This is a genomic window from Pseudomonas sp. J452 (genome assembly GCF_024666525.1).
Classification (GTDB): Bacteria; Pseudomonadota; Gammaproteobacteria; order Pseudomonadales; family Pseudomonadaceae; genus Aquipseudomonas.
In genome coordinates this window covers 559,040-574,669 of the sequence record NZ_CP088294.1, presented here as the reverse complement: position 1 = coordinate 574,669, position 15,630 = coordinate 559,040, and the positions used below count along the sequence as shown (strand labels likewise).

Below are 15,630 nucleotides of genomic sequence, written 5' to 3'. Positions count from 1 at the left end.
GGAGAGGGGAGTTGCCAACGCAGCCCTCTCCCCCGGCCCCTCTCTCGCAAGCGGTAGAGGGGAGCAAAGCAGGTGAGAGAGGGGCATTGCCCCGCTAGAGACTGATTGGAGAATGCAGATGCTGAGCCCCTACAAATCCCCCATCGAACGCGCCTGGTTCTGGGCCCATCGCAGTCTGTGCGCGCTGGTGCTGCTGTTCCTGATCCTGCCGGTGCTGGTGATCATTCCGCTGTCGTTCAACTCCGGCAGCTTCCTGGTCTATCCGTTGCAGGGCTTTTCCCTGCGCTGGTACGAGGACTTCTTCGGCTCGGCCGAGTGGATGCGCGCGCTGACCAACAGCCTGATCGTCGCTCCGGCGGCCACCGTGCTGGCCATGGTCTTCGGCACCCTGGCGTCGATCGGCCTGACCCGCGGCGAGTTCCGCGGCAAGGCCCTGGTAATGAGCCTGGTGATCTCGCCGATGGTGGCGCCGGTGGTCATAGTTGGGGTCGCCAGCTACCTGTTCTTCGCCCCCATGGGTTTTGGCAACAGTTACCTGGGGCTGATCCTGGTGCATGCCGTGCTCGGCGTGCCGTTTGTCATCATCACCGTGTCGGCCACCTTGCAGGGCTTCAACTACAACCTGGTGCGCGCCGCGGCCAGTCTGGGCGCCTCGCCGCTGACGACGTTCCGCCGGGTGACCCTGCCGCTGATCGCGCCCGGGGTGATTTCCGGTGCGCTGTTCGCCTTCGCCACCTCGTTCGACGAAGTGGTGGTGACCCTGTTCCTCGCTGGGCCCGAGCAGGCCACCCTGCCACGGCAGATGTTCAGCGGCATCCGCGAGAACCTGTCGCCGACCATTGCCGCCGCGGCCACCCTGCTGATCGGCTTCTCCATTGTCATGCTGCTGACCCTGGAGTGGCTGCGCGGGCGCAGCGAGAAGATGCGTACCGCCAACCCCAGCTGAAAACGGCTGCGACCAAGGTCGCAGCCACGGCCTGACATACGACAACTGCCTCGGCCGGCGACTCAGGCTACAATCGCGCCATCGTGATTCCGCCCTGAGGCCACCATGCAATCCTTCGCCATCGCCCCGTCGATTCTATCCGCCGATTTCGCCCGCCTGGGTGAGGAAGTCGACAAGGTGCTCGCCGCCGGCGCCGACATCGTCCACTTCGACGTGATGGACAACCACTACGTGCCCAACCTGACCATCGGCCCGATGGTCTGCGCGGCGCTGCGCAAGTACGGCATCACCGCGCCGATCGACGCGCACCTGATGGTCAAGCCGGTCGACCGCATCATCGGCGACTTCATCGAGGCCGGCGCCAGCTACATCACCTTCCACCCTGAGGCCAGCGAGCACATCGACCGCTCGCTGCAGCTGATCCGTGACGGTGGCTGCAAGGCCGGCCTGGTGTTCAACCCGGCCACCCCGCTGGACGTGCTCAAGTACGTGATGGACAAGGTCGACATGATCCTGTTGATGAGCGTCAACCCCGGCTTCGGCGGGCAGAAGTTCATTCCCGGGACCCTGGACAAGCTGAAAGAAGTCCGTGCGCTGATCGACGCCAGCGGCCGCGACATTCGCCTGGAGATCGACGGCGGGGTCAACGTGCAGAACATCGGCGCCATCGCCGCGGCGGGCGCCGACACCTTCGTCGCCGGCTCGGCGATCTTCAACCAGCCGGACTACAAGACCGTGATCGACGCCATGCGTGCCGAATTGGCTCAGGTGCGTGGGTGACCCTGCTCCACGGGCTGTTCGACGGCAAGCTACCGCGCCTGGTGATGTTCGACCTGGACGGCACCCTGGTCGACTCGGTGCCAGACCTGGCCGCCGCCATCGACCAGATGCTGCACGGCCTCGGTCGCCCGGCCGCGGGTATCGAACGGGTGCGCGACTGGGTCGGTAACGGCGCACGGGTGCTGGTGCGCCGCGCCCTGGCCGGCGCCATCGAACACTCCGCTGTCGGTGAGGCCGAGACCGAGCAGGCACTGGAGCTGTTCAACCAGGCCTATGCCGGCAGCCATCAGCTCAGCAGCGTCTATCCCGGCGTCACCGCCACCCTCAAGTGGCTGAAGAAGCAGGGCGTGGAGCTGGCGCTGATCACCAACAAGCCAGAGCGCTTCGTCGCCCCGCTGCTGGACGAGATGAAACTGGGTCGCTACTTCCGCTGGATCATCGGTGGCGACACCCTGCCGCAGCAGAAACCGGATCCGGCGGCGCTGCTGTTCGTGATGCGCCTGGCCGGCGTCGAGGCGCAGCAGGCGCTGTTCGTTGGCGACTCGCGCAACGACGTGCTGGCCGCCCGCGCCGCCGCCGTGCCCTGTGTGGCGCTGAGCTATGGCTACAACCACGGCCGGCCGATCGCCGAAGAAGCCCCGGCGGCGGTGCTCGACGATCTGCGCCAGCTGCTCCCCGACGGTTGCTTCGAGGCGGACGCTAAGCTAATGTCGGCTAATCCTTCCGCACACCCGCAGCCAAGAGATCGCACCGTGGTGGCTCCCCGCAAACACTGGCTCGGCCGAGCCAACATGAAGATCCTCAAGGCCCTGGCCCGTTGGCGCTGGCGCGCCTGATCGAGTGTGGCCGGCCCGCCGGCGTGTGTTGCGTACCCCTACTGTTTGATTTCCGGAGGCCATCGGGCCTCCGGCCACAAGGCTGATTCCATCATGACCCGCGACGAATTCCTGCGTTTGGCCGCCGACGGCTACAACCGCATTCCGCTTGCCTTCGAAACCCTCGCCGACTTCGACACGCCGCTGTCGATCTACCTGAAATTGGCCGACGCGCCCAATACCTACCTGCTGGAATCCGTGCAGGGCGGCGAGAAGTGGGGGCGTTTCTCCATCATCGGCCTGCAGGCGCGTACCGTGCTGCGCGCCCATGGCCACCAGGTCAGCGTCAGTGTCGACGGGGTCGAGGTCGAGCGGCATGACGACTGCGCCGACCCGCTGGATTTCGTCGAGCAGTTCAAAGCCCGCTACAACGTACCGACCCTGAGCGGCCTACCCCGCTTCAACGGCGGCCTGGTTGGCTACTTTGGCTACGACAGCGTGCGCTACGTCGAGACCAAGCTCGGCGCCAGCCCCAATCCGGACCCGCTGGGCACCCCGGATATCCTGCTGATGGTCTCCGACGCGGTGGTGGTGTTCGACAACCTGGCCGGCAAGATGCACGCCATCGTCCTCGCCGACCCGAGTCAGGCCGATGCCTACGAGCAGGGCCAGGCCCGTCTGGCTCAGCTGCTGGATAAGCTGCGCAGGCCTATCACTCCGCGCCTGGGCGTCGACCTGGCCGCGCCGGCGGGTGCCGAGCCGGACTTCGTCTCCAGCTTCAAGCGCGACGACTACGAAGCCGCGGTGCTGGCGATCAAGGAATACATCCTGGCCGGCGACTGCATGCAGGTGGTGATCTCCCAACGCATGTCGATCCCCTTCCAGGCCGCGCCGATCGACCTGTACCGCGCGCTGCGTTGCATCAACCCGACGCCCTACATGTACTTCTTCAACTTCGGCGACTTCCATGTGGTCGGCAGTTCGCCGGAAGTGCTGGTGCGGGTCGAGGACAATCTGGTCACGGTAAGGCCGATCGCCGGCACCCGCCCGCGTGGTGCGACCGAAGAGGCCGACCTGGAGCTGGAGAAAGACCTGCTGTCCGACGCCAAGGAGATCGCCGAGCACCTGATGCTGATCGACCTGGGGCGCAACGATGTCGGCCGCGTGTCGTCCACCGGCTCGGTGAAGGTTACCGAGCAGATGGTGATCGAGCGCTATTCCAACGTCATGCACATCGTCTCCAACGTCACCGGTCACCTCAAGGAAGGCCTGAGTGCCATGGACGCCCTGCGCGCCATCCTGCCGGCCGGCACCCTCAGTGGTGCGCCGAAGGTGCGTGCGATGGAGATCATCGACCAGCTGGAACCGGTCAAGCGTGGGGTCTACGGCGGCGCCGTGGGCTACCTGGCGTGGAACGGCAACATGGACACCGCGATTGCGATTCGTACGGCGGTGATCAAGGACGGCGAACTGCATGTTCAAGCGGGCGCCGGCATCGTCGCCGACTCGCAGCCGGCCCTGGAGTGGGAAGAAACCCTGAACAAGCGTCGCGCCATGTTCCGCGCGGTCAGCCTCGCCGAACAGTCCGTAAAGTAAGGGAGCTTCCAACATGCTGCTGATGATCGACAACTACGACTCCTTTACCTACAACGTGGTGCAGTACCTGGGCGAACTGGGCGCCGACGTCCATGTGATCCGCAACGACGAGCTGAGCATCGCCGAGATCGAGGCGCTCAAACCCGAGCGCATCGTGGTCTCGCCCGGCCCGTGCACGCCGACCGAAGCCGGGGTGTCCATCGAGGCCATCCTGCATTTCGCCGGCAAGCTGCCGATCCTCGGCGTGTGCCTGGGCCACCAGAGCATCGGCCAGGCCTTCGGCGGCGACGTGGTGCGCGCCCGCCAGGTGATGCACGGCAAGACCAGCCCGGTGTTCCATGAGGACAAGGGTGTGTTCGCCGGCCTCAACCAGCCGCTGACCGTGACTCGCTACCATTCCTTGGTGGTCAAGCGCGAGACCCTGCCGGACTGCCTGGAAATGACCGCCTGGACCCAGCATGCCGACGGCAGCGTCGACGAGATCATGGGCCTGCGCCACAAGACGTTGAATATCGAGGGGGTGCAGTTCCACCCGGAATCCATCCTCACCGAGCAGGGCCACGAACTGTTCGCCAATTTCCTCAAACAGACCGGCGGGGTGCGCTGACATGGATATCAAGGAAGCCCTCAACCGGGTGGTCAACCAGCTCGACCTGAACACGGCCGAGATGCAGGACGTGATGCGCGAGATCATGACCGGCCAGTGCACCGATGCGCAGGTCGGCGCGTTCCTCATGGGCATGCGCATGAAGAGCGAGACCATCGACGAGATCGTCGGCGCCGCCCAGGTCATGCGTGAGCTGGCTTCGCCGGTGAAAATCAACGCCGAGCGCCTGGTCGACACCTGCGGTACCGGTGGCGACGGCATGAACATCTTCAACGTCTCCACCGCCGCCGCCTTCGTGGTCGCTGCGGCGGGTGGGCGGGTGGCCAAGCATGGCAATCGTGCGGTGTCCGGCAAGAGCGGCAGTGCCGATCTGCTGGAGGCGGCCGGGGTCTACCTCAATCTCAAACCGGAGCAGGTGGCGCGTTGCGTCGAGAGCGTGGGGGTCGGCTTCATGTTCGCCCCGGCCCATCATGGCGCGATGAAGCATGCCATCGGCCCGCGTCGCGAGCTGGCCCTGCGCACCATTTTCAACATGCTCGGTCCAATGACCAACCCGGCGGGTGTCAAGCATCAGGTGCTCGGCGTATTCAGCCAGGCCCTTTGCCGGCCGCTGGCCGAAGTGCTGCAGCGCCTGGGCAGCCAGCATGTGCTGGTGGTGCATGCGCAGGATGGCCTGGACGAAGTCAGCCTGGCCGCACCGACCTATGTCGCCGAGCTGAAGGACGGCGTGGTCAGCGAGTACCGCGTGCAGCCGGAAGACTTCGGCATCAAGAGCCAGAGCCTGATCGGTCTGACCGTGAATGATGCCGCGGAATCCCTGGCGCTGATCCGCGATGCGCTGGGCAAGCGCAAGACCGAGAATGGCCAGAAGGCCGCCGACATGATCGTGCTCAACGCCGGCGCAGCGCTGTATGCCGCCGACCATGCGACCAGCTTCCGCGAAGGCGTGCAGCTGGCGCAGGACGCCTTGCATACCGGCCTGGCCTGGGAAAAACTCGACGAACTGGTGTCCTTCACCGCCGTGTTCAAGCAGGAGAACGAAGCGTGAGCATTCCCACCGTGCTGGAGAAGATCCTCGCGCGCAAGGCCGAGGAAGTAGCCGAACGCCGCGCGCGCGTCAGCATTGCCGACGTAGAGGCGTTGGCACGTGCTGCCGATGCCCCGCGTGGCTTCGCCCGCGCGCTGCTGGAGCAGGCGGCGCGCAAGCAGCCGGCGGTGATCGCCGAGATCAAGAAGGCTTCGCCAAGCAAGGGCGTGCTGCGCGAGCACTTCGTCCCGGCCGAGATCGCCAAGAGCTATGAAGCCGGCGGCGCTACCTGCCTGTCGGTACTCACCGATATCGATTTCTTCCAGGGCGCCGACGAATACCTGCAGCAGGCCCGCGCCGCCTGCAGCCTGCCGGTGATCCGCAAGGACTTCATGATTGATCCCTACCAGATCGTCGAAGCCCGCGCCCTGGGCGCCGACTGCGTGCTGCTGATCGTCTCCGCCCTGGACGATGCACGCATGGCCGAGCTGGCCAGCGTGGCCAAGGACGTCGGCCTCGACGTGCTGGTGGAAGTGCACGACGGCGATGAGCTGGAACGTGCGCTGAATACCCTGGATACGCCGCTGGTGGGGATCAACAACCGTAGCCTGCACAGCTTCGAAGTCAGCCTGGAAACCACCCTCGACCTGCTGCCGCGCATCCCGCGTGACCGCCTGGTGGTCACCGAGAGCGGCATCCTCAACCGCGCCGATGTCGAGCTGATGGAGATCAGCGAGGTGTATGCCTTCCTGGTCGGCGAAGCCTTCATGCGCGCCGAGGAGCCGGGTGCCGAGCTCAAACGCTTGTTCTTCCCGGACGGCAAGCGCGTGGTGCTGGGCGCCGATCCGGACTGATCGACAGCCATGAAAAAAACCCGCCAATTGGCGGGTTTTTTTATTTGTCGAGGCTGGCGAGCTAGAGCCAGGTTAGGCGGGGAAGGGGCGAGGGCGCGGAGTTTGCTGTAGTAAATGAGCAGACTCGCTTCGCTCGCCCCTGCGGGGCCGCCCTCTGGGCGTTCAGTGGCAAGCCACTGTCCGAGCCCTTTCCCAGCGACGCCTGGCCGACGCGCAGCCGCCCCGATCAGCGAGTGCCGAAGACCACCATGGTCTTGCCTTTGACATTCACCAGGCCTTGCTCTTCGAGCGACTTGAGTACACGGCCAACCATCTCGCGGGAGCAGCCGACGATGCGGCCGATTTCCTGGCGGGTGATCTTGATCTGCATGCCATCCGGGTGGGTCATGGCGTCCGGCTGCTTGCACAGGTCGAGCAGGGTGCGCGCCACGCGGCCGGTGACGTCGAGGAAAGCCAGGTCACCCACCTTGCGCGTGGTGTTGCGCAGGCGATCGGCCATCTGGCTGCCGAGGGCGTAGAGAATTTCCGGGTCCTGGTGAGTCAGCTCGCGGAACTTGGCATAGCTCAGCTCTGCCACTTCGCATTCGGTCTTGGCCCGTACCCAGGCGCTGCGTTCCTTCTCGTTGCCTTCCTTCTCGAACAGGCCCATCTCGCCGAAGAAGTCGCCGGAGTTGAGGTAGGCAATGATCATTTCGCGGCCGTCGTCGTCCTCGATAAGGATGGTGACCGAGCCTTTGATGATGAAAAACAGGGTTTCGCAGCGGTCGCCCGCATAGATGATGGTGCTTTTAGCGGTGTAGCGACGGCGATGACAATGTGCGAGGAGCTTGTCGAGATTCTTGATTTTCGGTGTAAGGGTAATAGCGACCATGCTCGAGTCCCGAAGAAAAAAGAGTAAGCCTTTGTCCAACAGGCGATTTTTTTATTAGTTATCTGAACAAGTGTGCCAGTTATCCACGGCCAGCTTAACAGACCAGACTGGTGCGGCAAGCCGATTTGCGACGTAGCTAACACTGGCTGTCACTAAACTCGGCCATTGCGCCTGAGGCGGGCGTCACAAAGCCCTGTGCTAAGCTACGCGCCCTTTTCTGGCAGTGGAGTCCTGGCAATGAAAGCGCGCATTCAATGGGCCGGCGAGGCGATGTTCCTCGGCGAATCCGGCAGCGGCCACGTGGTGGTGATGGATGGCCCGCCGGAAGCCGGTGGTCGCAACCTCGGCGTGCGCCCCATGGAGATGGTGCTGCTCGGCCTGGGCGGTTGCAGCAACTTCGATGTGGTCAGCATCCTCAAGAAGTCGCGCCAGCCGGTGGAGAGCTGCGAAGCCTTCCTCGAAGCCGAGCGCGCCGACGAAGACCCCAAGGTGTTCACCAAGATTCACCTGCATTTCGTGGTCAAAGGCCGTGGTCTCAAGGAAGCCCAGGTCAAACGCGCGGTGGAGCTGTCGGCAGAGAAGTATTGCTCGGCCTCGATCATGCTTGGCCGGGCCGGCGTGGAGATTACCCACGACTATGAAATCATCGAACTGAGTGCCTGACATCCGTGCATCATAAAGGCCGCGCAAACTATGGCAGTCGACTCCGTCGCTCTGCATAATGCGCGGCCTTTTTCGGGGCCGGACAGTGCCCCAAACTCTACCCATAATCGCCATCGCGAAGAGGTGTTAACCGTCCTACGCAGCTGAGTCGTTCGCAGCTGACGGGCATGCTCGATCACGCGGCAGAGCCGCATCCACAAAGAGAATCTCCAACGGTGAAAAGCAAACTCAAGCTCCACGGGTTCAACAACCTGACGAAGACCTTGAGCTTCAACATCTATGACATCTGCTACGCGGAAACGCCGGAAGACCAGCAGGCCTACGTCCAGTACATCAACACCGAGTACGACGCCGAGCGCCTGACGCAGATCCTCACCGATGTTGTCGACATCATCGGCGCCAATATCCTGAACATCGCCCGTCAGGACTACGACCCGCAAGGCGCCAGCGTGACCATCCTGATCTCCGAGCAGCCGGTGGAGCCCACCGCCAGCCAGATCGAGGAGTCGCCAGGGCCGCTGCCGGAGACCATCCTGGCGCACCTGGACAAGAGCCACATCACCGTACACACCTACCCGGAAATCCATCCGGTCGAGGGCATTGCGACCTTCCGCGTGGACATCGACGTGTCGACCTGTGGAGTGATCTCGCCACTGAAGGCGCTCAACTACCTGATCCACCAGTTCGACTCGGACATCGTCACCGTCGACTACCGGGTGCGCGGTTTCACCCGTGACGTGGAAGGCAAGAAGCACTTCATCGACCACGCGATCAACTCGATCCAGAACTACCTCTCCGACGACACCCAGGACGCGTACCAGATGACGGACGTCAACGTGTACCAGGAGAACCTGTTCCACACCAAGATGCTGCTGAAGAACTTCAAGCTGGACAACTACCTGTTTGGCGACGCGGCCAGCAACCTGACCGCCGAGCAGCGCCAGCAGGTGGAAGAGAAAGTGCGTCATGAGATGCTGGAGATCTTCTACGCGCGCAATATGCCGCGCTGAGTTTCCCGCAACGAAAAAGGGCGCCGATTGGCGCCCTTTTCATGTCTGCAGCTTTATATCCGGTAGGTGCTCTTGGTCATCACCTTCGACAGCAGACTCATGCCCAGCTTGACCGGTGCCGGGAAGCGCAGGCCGCCGGCCTCGATGGCGCTGGTGGCGTGGTGTTCCTCGTCCTCGCGCATCTGTTCGAGGATGGCGCGGGTCTTGGCGTCGTCGTGGGGGATCTGCTCCAGGTGCTCGTCCAGGTGCTTGACCACCTGATCCTCGGTGGCGGCGACGAAGCCCAGGCTGACCTTGTCGCTGATCAGTCCGGCCACCGCGCCGACGCCGAAGGACAAGCCGTAGAACAGCGGGTTGAGCACGCTGGGATGGCTGCCCAGTTCGCGGATGCGTTGCTCGCACCAGGCCAGGTGGTCGATTTCTTCATCGGCGGCATGCTCCATGGCCTTGCGCACCTGCGGCAGCTTGGCGGTCAGCGCCTGGCCCTGGTACAGCGCCTGGGCGCAAACCTCGCCGGTGTGGTTGATGCGCATCAGCCCTGCCACATGACGGGTGTCTTCTTCGCTCATGGCCGCTTCGTTCTGCACGATGGCCGGCGACGGTCGCGTCGGCGCGCCGCTGAACGGCAGCAGGGTGCGCATGGCGGCATCGGCCTGCATCAACAGACGGTCAACGGGGGAAAACTGGCGTTCGCTGGTCATGACCACCTCCACGGAAAGCATGCGGGCCAGTTTACCTGAACCCTTGGGCAGAAAAATGACCGGCGACAAGAGGCCGCAGTCGAGGGCTGCCGATCAACCCGGCGGCCAGTGCATCTGCCGCTGCCCCAGCACATGCATATGGATGTGGTAGACGGTCTGCCCGCCCAGCTCGTTGCAGTTCATCGCCACCCGGAAGCCTTCCGCGCAGCCCAGCTCCCTGGCCAGGCGCTGGGCGGTGAAGAGGATATGTCCGGCCAGCGGGCGGTCGTCTTCGCCGAGATCATTGAGGGTGGCGATATGGCGTTTGGGGATCACCAGGAAATGCACCGGCGCTTGCGGGCCGATATCGTGGAAGGCGAGCACCTGATCGTCTTCGTAAATCTTGCGCGCGGGGATTTGCCCGGCGACGATCTTGCAGAACAGACAGTCCACGGGTATTCCTCCTGCGGGTTTCGGTATTCTGCGAGTGTAATGGCGCGTATTTATCCCGGCCAGCCTGGCGGGGTCACAAGGAGTGAGGGTGAAGAACGATATTCATGATCTGGGCTTGGTGCTCGATTCCAGGGTCAAACTGGTGGTCATCGAGTCCTGGGACGAAAAGCGCGTGCTGGAGACGCTCACCAGCCTGGCGGTCAAACGTGGCCTCGGCCTGTTCACCTGGGCGGTGACCGAGGGTCTGCAGCGCCTGGGCTTCGGTGGCGAGCCGGCTGGTGCTGGCGAGAGCTTCGAGCCGGATACCGCGCTCAAGCTGATCAAGCATGACCCGCAGCCCAACCTGTACGTGATGTGCGACCTGCATCCGTTCCTCGCCGACAACCCCAAGCTGGTGCGCCTGCTCAAGGAAATCGCCATGAGCGAGGCCAGCCACAAGCCCACCCTGGTGCTGGTTTCCCACACCCTCAAGCTGCCCGCCGAAGTGCAGCGCTATGCCGCGCGCTTCACCCTGGCTCTGCCCAGCGAAGAGGAACTGCTGGCCATCGTCCGTGACGAAGCCACGCGCTGGAGTGAGCTCAATCGCGGCGCACGGGTACGCACCGACAACCGCACCCTGCAGCAGGTGGTGAAGAACCTGCGCGGCATGAGTCACGCCGAGGCCCGCGCCCTGGCGCGCAATGTGATCTGCGACGACGGTGCGATTACCCAGGAAGACCTGCCGGAGCTGAACAAGACCAAGTTCCAGCTGCTCGACCTGGAGGGTGTGCTCAGCTTCGAATACGACACCGCGCAGTTCGCCGAAGTCGGCGGCCTGAGCAACCTCAAGCGCTGGCTGGGCGAGCGCCAGGACATCTTCCTCAACGGCAAAGGTCCGGACATGCCCAAGGGCATGCTGCTGGTCGGCGTGCAGGGTGGCGGCAAGAGCCTGGCGGCCAAGGCGGTTGCCGGCTTGTGGGGCTTGCCGTTGCTGCGTCTGGATTTCGGTAGCCTGTACAACAAGTTCTTCGGCGAAACCGAACGCAACCTACGCGAGGCACTCAAGCTGGCCGAGCAGATGGCGCCTTGCGTGCTGTGGATGGACGAGCTGGAGAAAGGCTTGTCTGCCGGCGATCACGACGAGGGCGTCAGTCAGCGTGTGCTGGGTACCCTGCTGACCTGGATGGCCGAGCGCAAGGCGCCAGTGTTCATGGTCGCTACGGCCAACGCCATCCACCGCCTGCCGCCGGAGCTGGTGCGCAAGGGCCGTTTCGACGAGCTGTTCTTCGTCGATTTGCCGGATGCGGCAGTGCGCGCGGATATCTTCGCCATCCACCTGCGCCGCCGCGAGCTGGATCCGCAGCTGTTCGACCTGAACGAGCTGGCGGCTGCCTGCGCCGGATTCTCCGGTGCCGAGATCGAGCAGGTGGTGGTCAGTGCCCTGTATGCGGCGCAGGCGCGCCAGCAAAGCGTGGATCAGGGCTTGCTGCTGCACAATATCCAGAGCACCGCGCCTCTCTCGGTGGTGATGGCCGAGAAGCTGGAGGCGCTGCGCGCCTGGGCTGCTGGGCGTACGGTCAACGCCGGCTAGCAGGCAGTTGAAAAACTACCTGCGTTGCCATCGCGGCGTTTAAAACAGGCTCACAGCTGAAAGCTGAACGCGCTTTAGTGCGGCCCCGGAGGGGTGAGCAAAGCGAATCAAATGCTCATTTACAGCTCGTAAACTGCGCTTTTTCGCCGTTTTGACCAGCCGGAGGCTGTTACTAACGTAGCGCCTTGCGCTGGCTGCCTCGCCAACGTTTTTCAACAGCCGGCTAGTTCAGGCCTGGCGCGGCAGCAGCGGGCGAATGGTTTTGGCCGTGATATGCCGTACCAGGGCGCGTGGCGCCAGACGCAGCAGGAGCGGGATCAGGCGGTTGCGCCAGCCGGGGATGATGATCGCGCGGTTCTTCTCCAGGCCGCGGATCGCCAGCAGCGCCACTTCTTCCGGGTCGGCCAGCAGTTTGTGCCTGGCCAGCGGTTCGCTGCGCAGCAGGCTGTTGCGAAAGAACGGTGTGGCCACCGGGCCCGGGCACAGCACCGAGACTTTCACCCCGTATGGCGCCAGTTCGTGGCGCAGACCTTCTGACAGGCTCAGCACATAGGCCTTGCTGGCGAAGTAGTTGCTCATCAGCGGGCCGGGCTGGAAGGCCGCCAGTGAGGCGACATTGAGAATCTGCCCGCCACCTTGCTGCACCATGCTGTTGCCGATGGCGTGGCACAGGCGGCTGAGGGCGAGGATGTTGAGTTCGATCAGTTCCTGCTCACGGCCCCAGTCCTGCTCGATGAACAGGCCGGCGCTGCCGATGCCGGCGTTGTTCACCAGCAGATCGATGCGCCGCTCGCCCTGTTCCAGCTCCTGGATCAGGCCGGTCAGGCGCATGGGCTCGGCCAGGTCGCAGACGCGGAACAGAGCCTCGATGCCGAAGCGCTGGCTCAGCTCGCAGGCGAGGCTTTCCAGTGCCTCACGCTGACGGGCCACCAGGATCAGGTTGCGCCCCTTGCGCGCCAGGGCCTCGGCCAAGGCCAGGCCGAGGCCGCTGGAGGCCCCGGTAATCAGTGCATAGGTGGGCATGGGCCGTCCTGGTCGGTGAGCGGATTATTCCTGTGATTCTACGGCGCTGGGCATTTCCATCTGTGCCTCGGCGGCGCGCTGGGTGTACTGCTGGTACTGCGGAATGGCGATGGCGGCGAGGATGCCGAGAATCGGTACCAGTAGCCAGGTGAATGCCAGGACCTTGGCGCCGGTGCTGTTCGGCGGCGGCGGTGGGCCATAGCGATTGGCCTCGGCCGTGCCGGGTACGACCAGCATGATCAGGGCAAATACGCCACCGACTACCGGTACCAGGTTCACCAGCAGTAGCCAGCCGGACCAGCCAATGTCATGCAGGCGCTGTACGCCAATCTGCACGCTGACCACCACGGCGGGGATAACGATGGCCGCCATGAGGATGCCGCCCACGATTGGGGAAATGGCCATGGCCAGTGCTGAGATCAGGTACAGGCCAAGCGCTGCGAAGAAGATCGCTGCCGACCAGGCCAGGTAGCGCACACGGCCGATCCGGCCATTGACGCTGAACACCTTCAGCTCGCCGAACTCCGGCAGCTGTTCAGCGACCTGCGCCTTGGGCGTGGCGTAGGGCGAGGCCTCGCTGACATCGCCGGTGGGCGCTAGGGCGAGCGGCGCGGGCGGCGGGTTTTCCGCAAGCTGTGCCTGGCGTGCCAGGTACTTCTCGATGACGATGCCGCAGGCCGTGCACTCGATGGCCTTGGCCTGTTCATGGCCGCACTTGGGGCAGCTCATGCGTGCGTCACCTGCTACAGGCTCGCTGGCCGGGCGATGATCATCGGTTTCCACCAGGCTCAAGTTGGCAGTCTGGTCCTTTTCCTTGTGCACCCGTGCGCCGGCCTGTTGCAGCGCTGCCAGGTACTTGTCGGCGTCGGCTTCCGTGAGATCGCGCTTGAGCGCCACGGCCGCACCACTGAACAGGGCTTCAATCTTGCTGCGGTCGCTCTTGAACAGGCGGGCCAGATTGTCTTTCACGGTATCTGCTGCCGCATCGGGCATTAGTTCGCCGGTAAACACGATCTTGTAGCGTGCGTTGGTCATGCGTGCGTCCCTGTCGGTTTATTGGGGTGCCTTGAGCCTAAGTATTTCAACGGGGGCGAACAAGCGCCCCGTGCGCAATTTGTTGCTCAGCGCGGCCAGCGTTGTGCCAGTTGCCCGGCCTGGCCCTGGGCACGGCGGTACTCGTCATCCAGGCGGGCGATCAGCTCGCTCGTCGTCGGCACGTCGCTGATGCCGCCAACCCCCTGGCCGGCCGACCAGACGGTCTTCCAGGCCTTGGCTTCCTCGTCCATCGGCTTGAGCTTCTCGCCGTAGTTGATGTCACCTTTGTCCTGCAGGCGCTTGAGGTCATAGCCGGCCAGTTCCAGGCTCTGGCGCATGAAGCTGGCTGGTACCCCGGAGACTGCCGGGGTATGCACGATGTCGGCAGCCCGTGCGCCGAGGATCATCTGCTTGTAGGCCTCATCGGCATTGCTCTCGCGGGTGGCGATGAAGCGGCTGCCGAGGTAGGCCAGGTCGGCGCCGAGCAGCTGGGCGGCGAGGATTTCGTGGCCATTGTTGAGGCAGCCGGCCAGCAGCAGGGTCTTGTCGAAGAACTGGCGGATCTCGGCGATCAGGGCGAACGGGCTCCAGGTCCCGGCATGTCCGCCAGCGCCGGCCGCCACCGCGATCAGCCCGTCGACCCCGGCTTCGGCGGCTTTCTCCGCATGGCGGCGTGTGGTTACGTCATGGAACACCAGGCCGCCGTAGCTGTGTACGGCATCCACCACTTCCTTGACCGCGCCCAGGCTGGTGATCACCAGCGGTACCTTGTGCTCAACGCAGATCGCCAGGTCGGCCTGCAGGCGTGGGTTGCTGCCATGCACGATCAGGTTCACCGCATAGGGCGCCGCATCGGCGTTCAGGCCGGCCTCGATCTCTTCCAGCCAGGCCTTGAAGCCGCCGCTGTCGCGCTGGTTGAGGGCGGGAAAGCTGCCTGCCACGCCGTTGTTGCAGCAGGCCAGGACCAGTGGCGGGGTCGATACCAGGAACATCGGCGCAGCCACCACGGGCAGGCGCAGGCGTTGGTCGAGCAGGGCGGGCAGGGACATGGGGTTTCCTCTTGTTGTTATGCCTGGGTGGCGTGGAGCCTGTTTACGATCTCGCGAGCTAGAGTCAGGCAAGGCAAAAATGGCCGAGGGAGCGGAGTTTACGAGCTGTAAATGAGCATCCCGAGGCCATTTTTAACGCGGTATGGCCGGCGCGCAGCAGATTGTAAGCAGGTTCTCAGAAGGGTTTGACCACCACCAAGATGACAATGGCCAACAGCAGCAGCACCGGCGCTTCGTTGAACCAACGATAGAACACGTGGCTGCGGGCATTCTCGTTGCGCGCAAAGCGTTTGAGCTGGGCGCCGCACACATGGTGATAACCGATCAGTACGGCGACCAGCAGCAGCTTGGCATGCAGCCAACCCATCTGCAGCCAGGCCGGGTTGAGGTAGAGCAGCCAGCCACCGAACAGCACGGTGGCAATCATCGATGGGGTCATGATGCCGCGGTACAGCTTGCGCTCCATCACGCAGAAGCGCTGCTGGCTGGCCTCGTCCTCGCTCATGGCGTGGTAGACGAACAGCCGGGGCAGGTAGAACAGCCCGGCAAACCAGCAGACCAAGGCGATGATGTGTAGGGCTTTGACCCAGAGATAGAGCATCGAATGCTTCCCGACAGCGACTGAATACTGCCGATAGTAGAGAAAGCGCT

17 protein-coding genes are annotated in these 15,630 nt (G+C 63.9%); 10 read left to right on the top strand and 7 right to left on the bottom strand.

Annotated features, from left to right (window positions below; translation table 11 throughout):
* Positions 1-118: 118 nt before the first annotated feature.
* From LRS11_RS02705 to trpC, 7 genes are all read left to right on the top strand, one after another.
* Entirely contained in the window at positions 119-946 is an 828-nt protein-coding gene (locus LRS11_RS02705) for an ABC transporter permease (protein ID WP_260495394.1), read from the top strand.
* Between the two features lie 105 nt (positions 947-1,051).
* Positions 1,052-1,726: a ribulose-phosphate 3-epimerase gene (rpe, locus tag LRS11_RS02700; protein ID WP_260495393.1), complete on the top strand. Its 675-nt coding sequence runs from the start codon at positions 1,052-1,054 to the stop codon at positions 1,724-1,726.
* Positions 1,727-1,770: 44 nt separating this feature from the next.
* Positions 1,771-2,562, top strand: coding sequence for a phosphoglycolate phosphatase (locus LRS11_RS02695; RefSeq protein ID WP_409519798.1), 792 nt, complete (start codon positions 1,771-1,773; stop codon positions 2,560-2,562).
* Between the two features lie 93 nt (positions 2,563-2,655).
* On the top strand, positions 2,656-4,137 hold the full coding sequence (gene trpE, locus LRS11_RS02690) for an anthranilate synthase component I (protein ID WP_260495391.1): 1,482 nt from the start codon (positions 2,656-2,658) through the stop codon (positions 4,135-4,137).
* 13 nt (positions 4,138-4,150) lie between these two features.
* The gene (locus LRS11_RS02685; RefSeq protein ID WP_182833070.1) at positions 4,151-4,744 is read left to right on the top strand and encodes an aminodeoxychorismate/anthranilate synthase component II; all 594 of its coding nucleotides are present in this window, start codon (positions 4,151-4,153) and stop codon (positions 4,742-4,744) included.
* A gap of 1 nt (position 4,745) precedes the next feature.
* Positions 4,746-5,792 carry an anthranilate phosphoribosyltransferase gene (gene trpD / locus LRS11_RS02680; protein WP_260495390.1) on the top strand — a complete coding sequence of 349 codons (1,047 nt, stop codon included), beginning with the start codon at positions 4,746-4,748 and terminating at the stop codon, positions 5,790-5,792.
* A complete protein-coding gene (gene trpC / locus LRS11_RS02675) occupies positions 5,789-6,625 on the top strand; it encodes an indole-3-glycerol phosphate synthase TrpC (protein ID WP_260495389.1) in 837 nt (278 codons plus the stop codon). The genes trpD and trpC overlap by 4 nt, the downstream gene beginning before the upstream one ends.
* A gap of 226 nt (positions 6,626-6,851) precedes the next feature.
* Here the strand turns inward: trpC and crp are convergent, their stop codons facing one another.
* On the bottom strand, positions 6,852-7,496 hold the full coding sequence (gene crp / locus LRS11_RS02670) for a cAMP-activated global transcriptional regulator CRP (protein ID WP_260495388.1): 645 nt from the start codon (positions 7,494-7,496) through the stop codon (positions 6,852-6,854).
* A gap of 237 nt (positions 7,497-7,733) precedes the next feature.
* Here crp and LRS11_RS02665 point away from each other — a divergent pair, with 237 nt between their 5' ends.
* Together LRS11_RS02665 and speD are read left to right on the top strand one after the other, a co-directional pair.
* Positions 7,734-8,159: an OsmC family protein gene (locus LRS11_RS02665; RefSeq protein ID WP_260495387.1), complete on the top strand. Its 426-nt coding sequence runs from the start codon at positions 7,734-7,736 to the stop codon at positions 8,157-8,159.
* A gap of 215 nt (positions 8,160-8,374) precedes the next feature.
* The gene (speD, locus tag LRS11_RS02660; RefSeq protein ID WP_260495386.1) at positions 8,375-9,169 is read left to right on the top strand and encodes an adenosylmethionine decarboxylase; all 795 of its coding nucleotides are present in this window, start codon (positions 8,375-8,377) and stop codon (positions 9,167-9,169) included.
* 53 nt (positions 9,170-9,222) lie between these two features.
* On the opposite strand, the gene coq7 is transcribed toward speD, so the two are convergent.
* Both coq7 and LRS11_RS02650 read right to left on the bottom strand, forming a co-directional pair.
* Positions 9,223-9,870, bottom strand: coding sequence for a 2-polyprenyl-3-methyl-6-methoxy-1,4-benzoquinone monooxygenase (coq7, locus tag LRS11_RS02655; RefSeq protein WP_260495385.1), 648 nt, complete (start codon positions 9,868-9,870; stop codon positions 9,223-9,225).
* 93 nt (positions 9,871-9,963) lie between these two features.
* A complete protein-coding gene (locus LRS11_RS02650; protein ID WP_260495384.1) occupies positions 9,964-10,302 on the bottom strand; it encodes a histidine triad nucleotide-binding protein in 339 nt (112 codons plus the stop codon).
* An 88-nt stretch (positions 10,303-10,390) separates the two neighbouring features.
* Between LRS11_RS02650 and LRS11_RS02645 the strand changes: the two genes are divergently transcribed.
* Positions 10,391-11,872, top strand: coding sequence for an AAA family ATPase (locus LRS11_RS02645; protein ID WP_260495383.1), 1,482 nt, complete (start codon positions 10,391-10,393; stop codon positions 11,870-11,872).
* 228 nt (positions 11,873-12,100) lie between these two features.
* On the opposite strand, the gene LRS11_RS02640 is transcribed toward LRS11_RS02645, so the two are convergent.
* The 4 genes from LRS11_RS02640 to hemJ form a co-directional block, all read right to left on the bottom strand.
* Positions 12,101-12,895, bottom strand: a complete 795-nt coding sequence (locus LRS11_RS02640) for an SDR family oxidoreductase (RefSeq protein ID WP_260495382.1) — start codon at positions 12,893-12,895, stop codon at positions 12,101-12,103.
* Positions 12,896-12,919: 24 nt separating this feature from the next.
* Entirely contained in the window at positions 12,920-13,930 is a 1,011-nt protein-coding gene (locus LRS11_RS02635; RefSeq protein ID WP_260495381.1) for a DUF805 domain-containing protein, read from the bottom strand.
* Positions 13,931-14,016: 86 nt separating this feature from the next.
* On the bottom strand, positions 14,017-14,979 hold the full coding sequence (locus tag LRS11_RS02630) for a nitronate monooxygenase family protein (protein WP_260495380.1): 963 nt from the start codon (positions 14,977-14,979) through the stop codon (positions 14,017-14,019).
* A gap of 175 nt (positions 14,980-15,154) precedes the next feature.
* Positions 15,155-15,580: a protoporphyrinogen oxidase HemJ gene (gene hemJ / locus LRS11_RS02625; RefSeq protein WP_260495379.1), complete on the bottom strand. Its 426-nt coding sequence runs from the start codon at positions 15,578-15,580 to the stop codon at positions 15,155-15,157.
* Between the last annotated feature and the right edge of the window lie 50 nt (positions 15,581-15,630).

Coding starts and splice junctions, on each gene's coding strand:
- LRS11_RS02695 (WP_409519798.1), top strand. CDS start 1,771: ATGTTCGACCTGGACGGCACCCTGGTCGACTCGGTGCCAGACCTGGCC.
- LRS11_RS02635 (WP_260495381.1), bottom strand. CDS start 13,930: ATGACCAACGCACGCTACAAGATCGTGTTTACCGGCGAACTAATGCCC.
- LRS11_RS02640 (WP_260495382.1), bottom strand. CDS start 12,895: ATGCCCACCTATGCACTGATTACCGGGGCCTCCAGCGGCCTCGGCCTG.
- trpD (WP_260495390.1), top strand. CDS start 4,746: ATGGATATCAAGGAAGCCCTCAACCGGGTGGTCAACCAGCTCGACCTG.
- LRS11_RS02705 (WP_260495394.1), top strand. CDS start 119: ATGCTGAGCCCCTACAAATCCCCCATCGAACGCGCCTGGTTCTGGGCC.
- trpE (WP_260495391.1), top strand. CDS start 2,656: ATGACCCGCGACGAATTCCTGCGTTTGGCCGCCGACGGCTACAACCGC.
- hemJ (WP_260495379.1), bottom strand. CDS start 15,580: ATGCTCTATCTCTGGGTCAAAGCCCTACACATCATCGCCTTGGTCTGC.
- LRS11_RS02630 (WP_260495380.1), bottom strand. CDS start 14,979: ATGTCCCTGCCCGCCCTGCTCGACCAACGCCTGCGCCTGCCCGTGGTG.
- LRS11_RS02685 (WP_182833070.1), top strand. CDS start 4,151: ATGCTGCTGATGATCGACAACTACGACTCCTTTACCTACAACGTGGTG.
- crp (WP_260495388.1), bottom strand. CDS start 7,496: ATGGTCGCTATTACCCTTACACCGAAAATCAAGAATCTCGACAAGCTC.
- rpe (WP_260495393.1), top strand. CDS start 1,052: ATGCAATCCTTCGCCATCGCCCCGTCGATTCTATCCGCCGATTTCGCC.
- coq7 (WP_260495385.1), bottom strand. CDS start 9,870: ATGACCAGCGAACGCCAGTTTTCCCCCGTTGACCGTCTGTTGATGCAG.
- LRS11_RS02665 (WP_260495387.1), top strand. CDS start 7,734: ATGAAAGCGCGCATTCAATGGGCCGGCGAGGCGATGTTCCTCGGCGAA.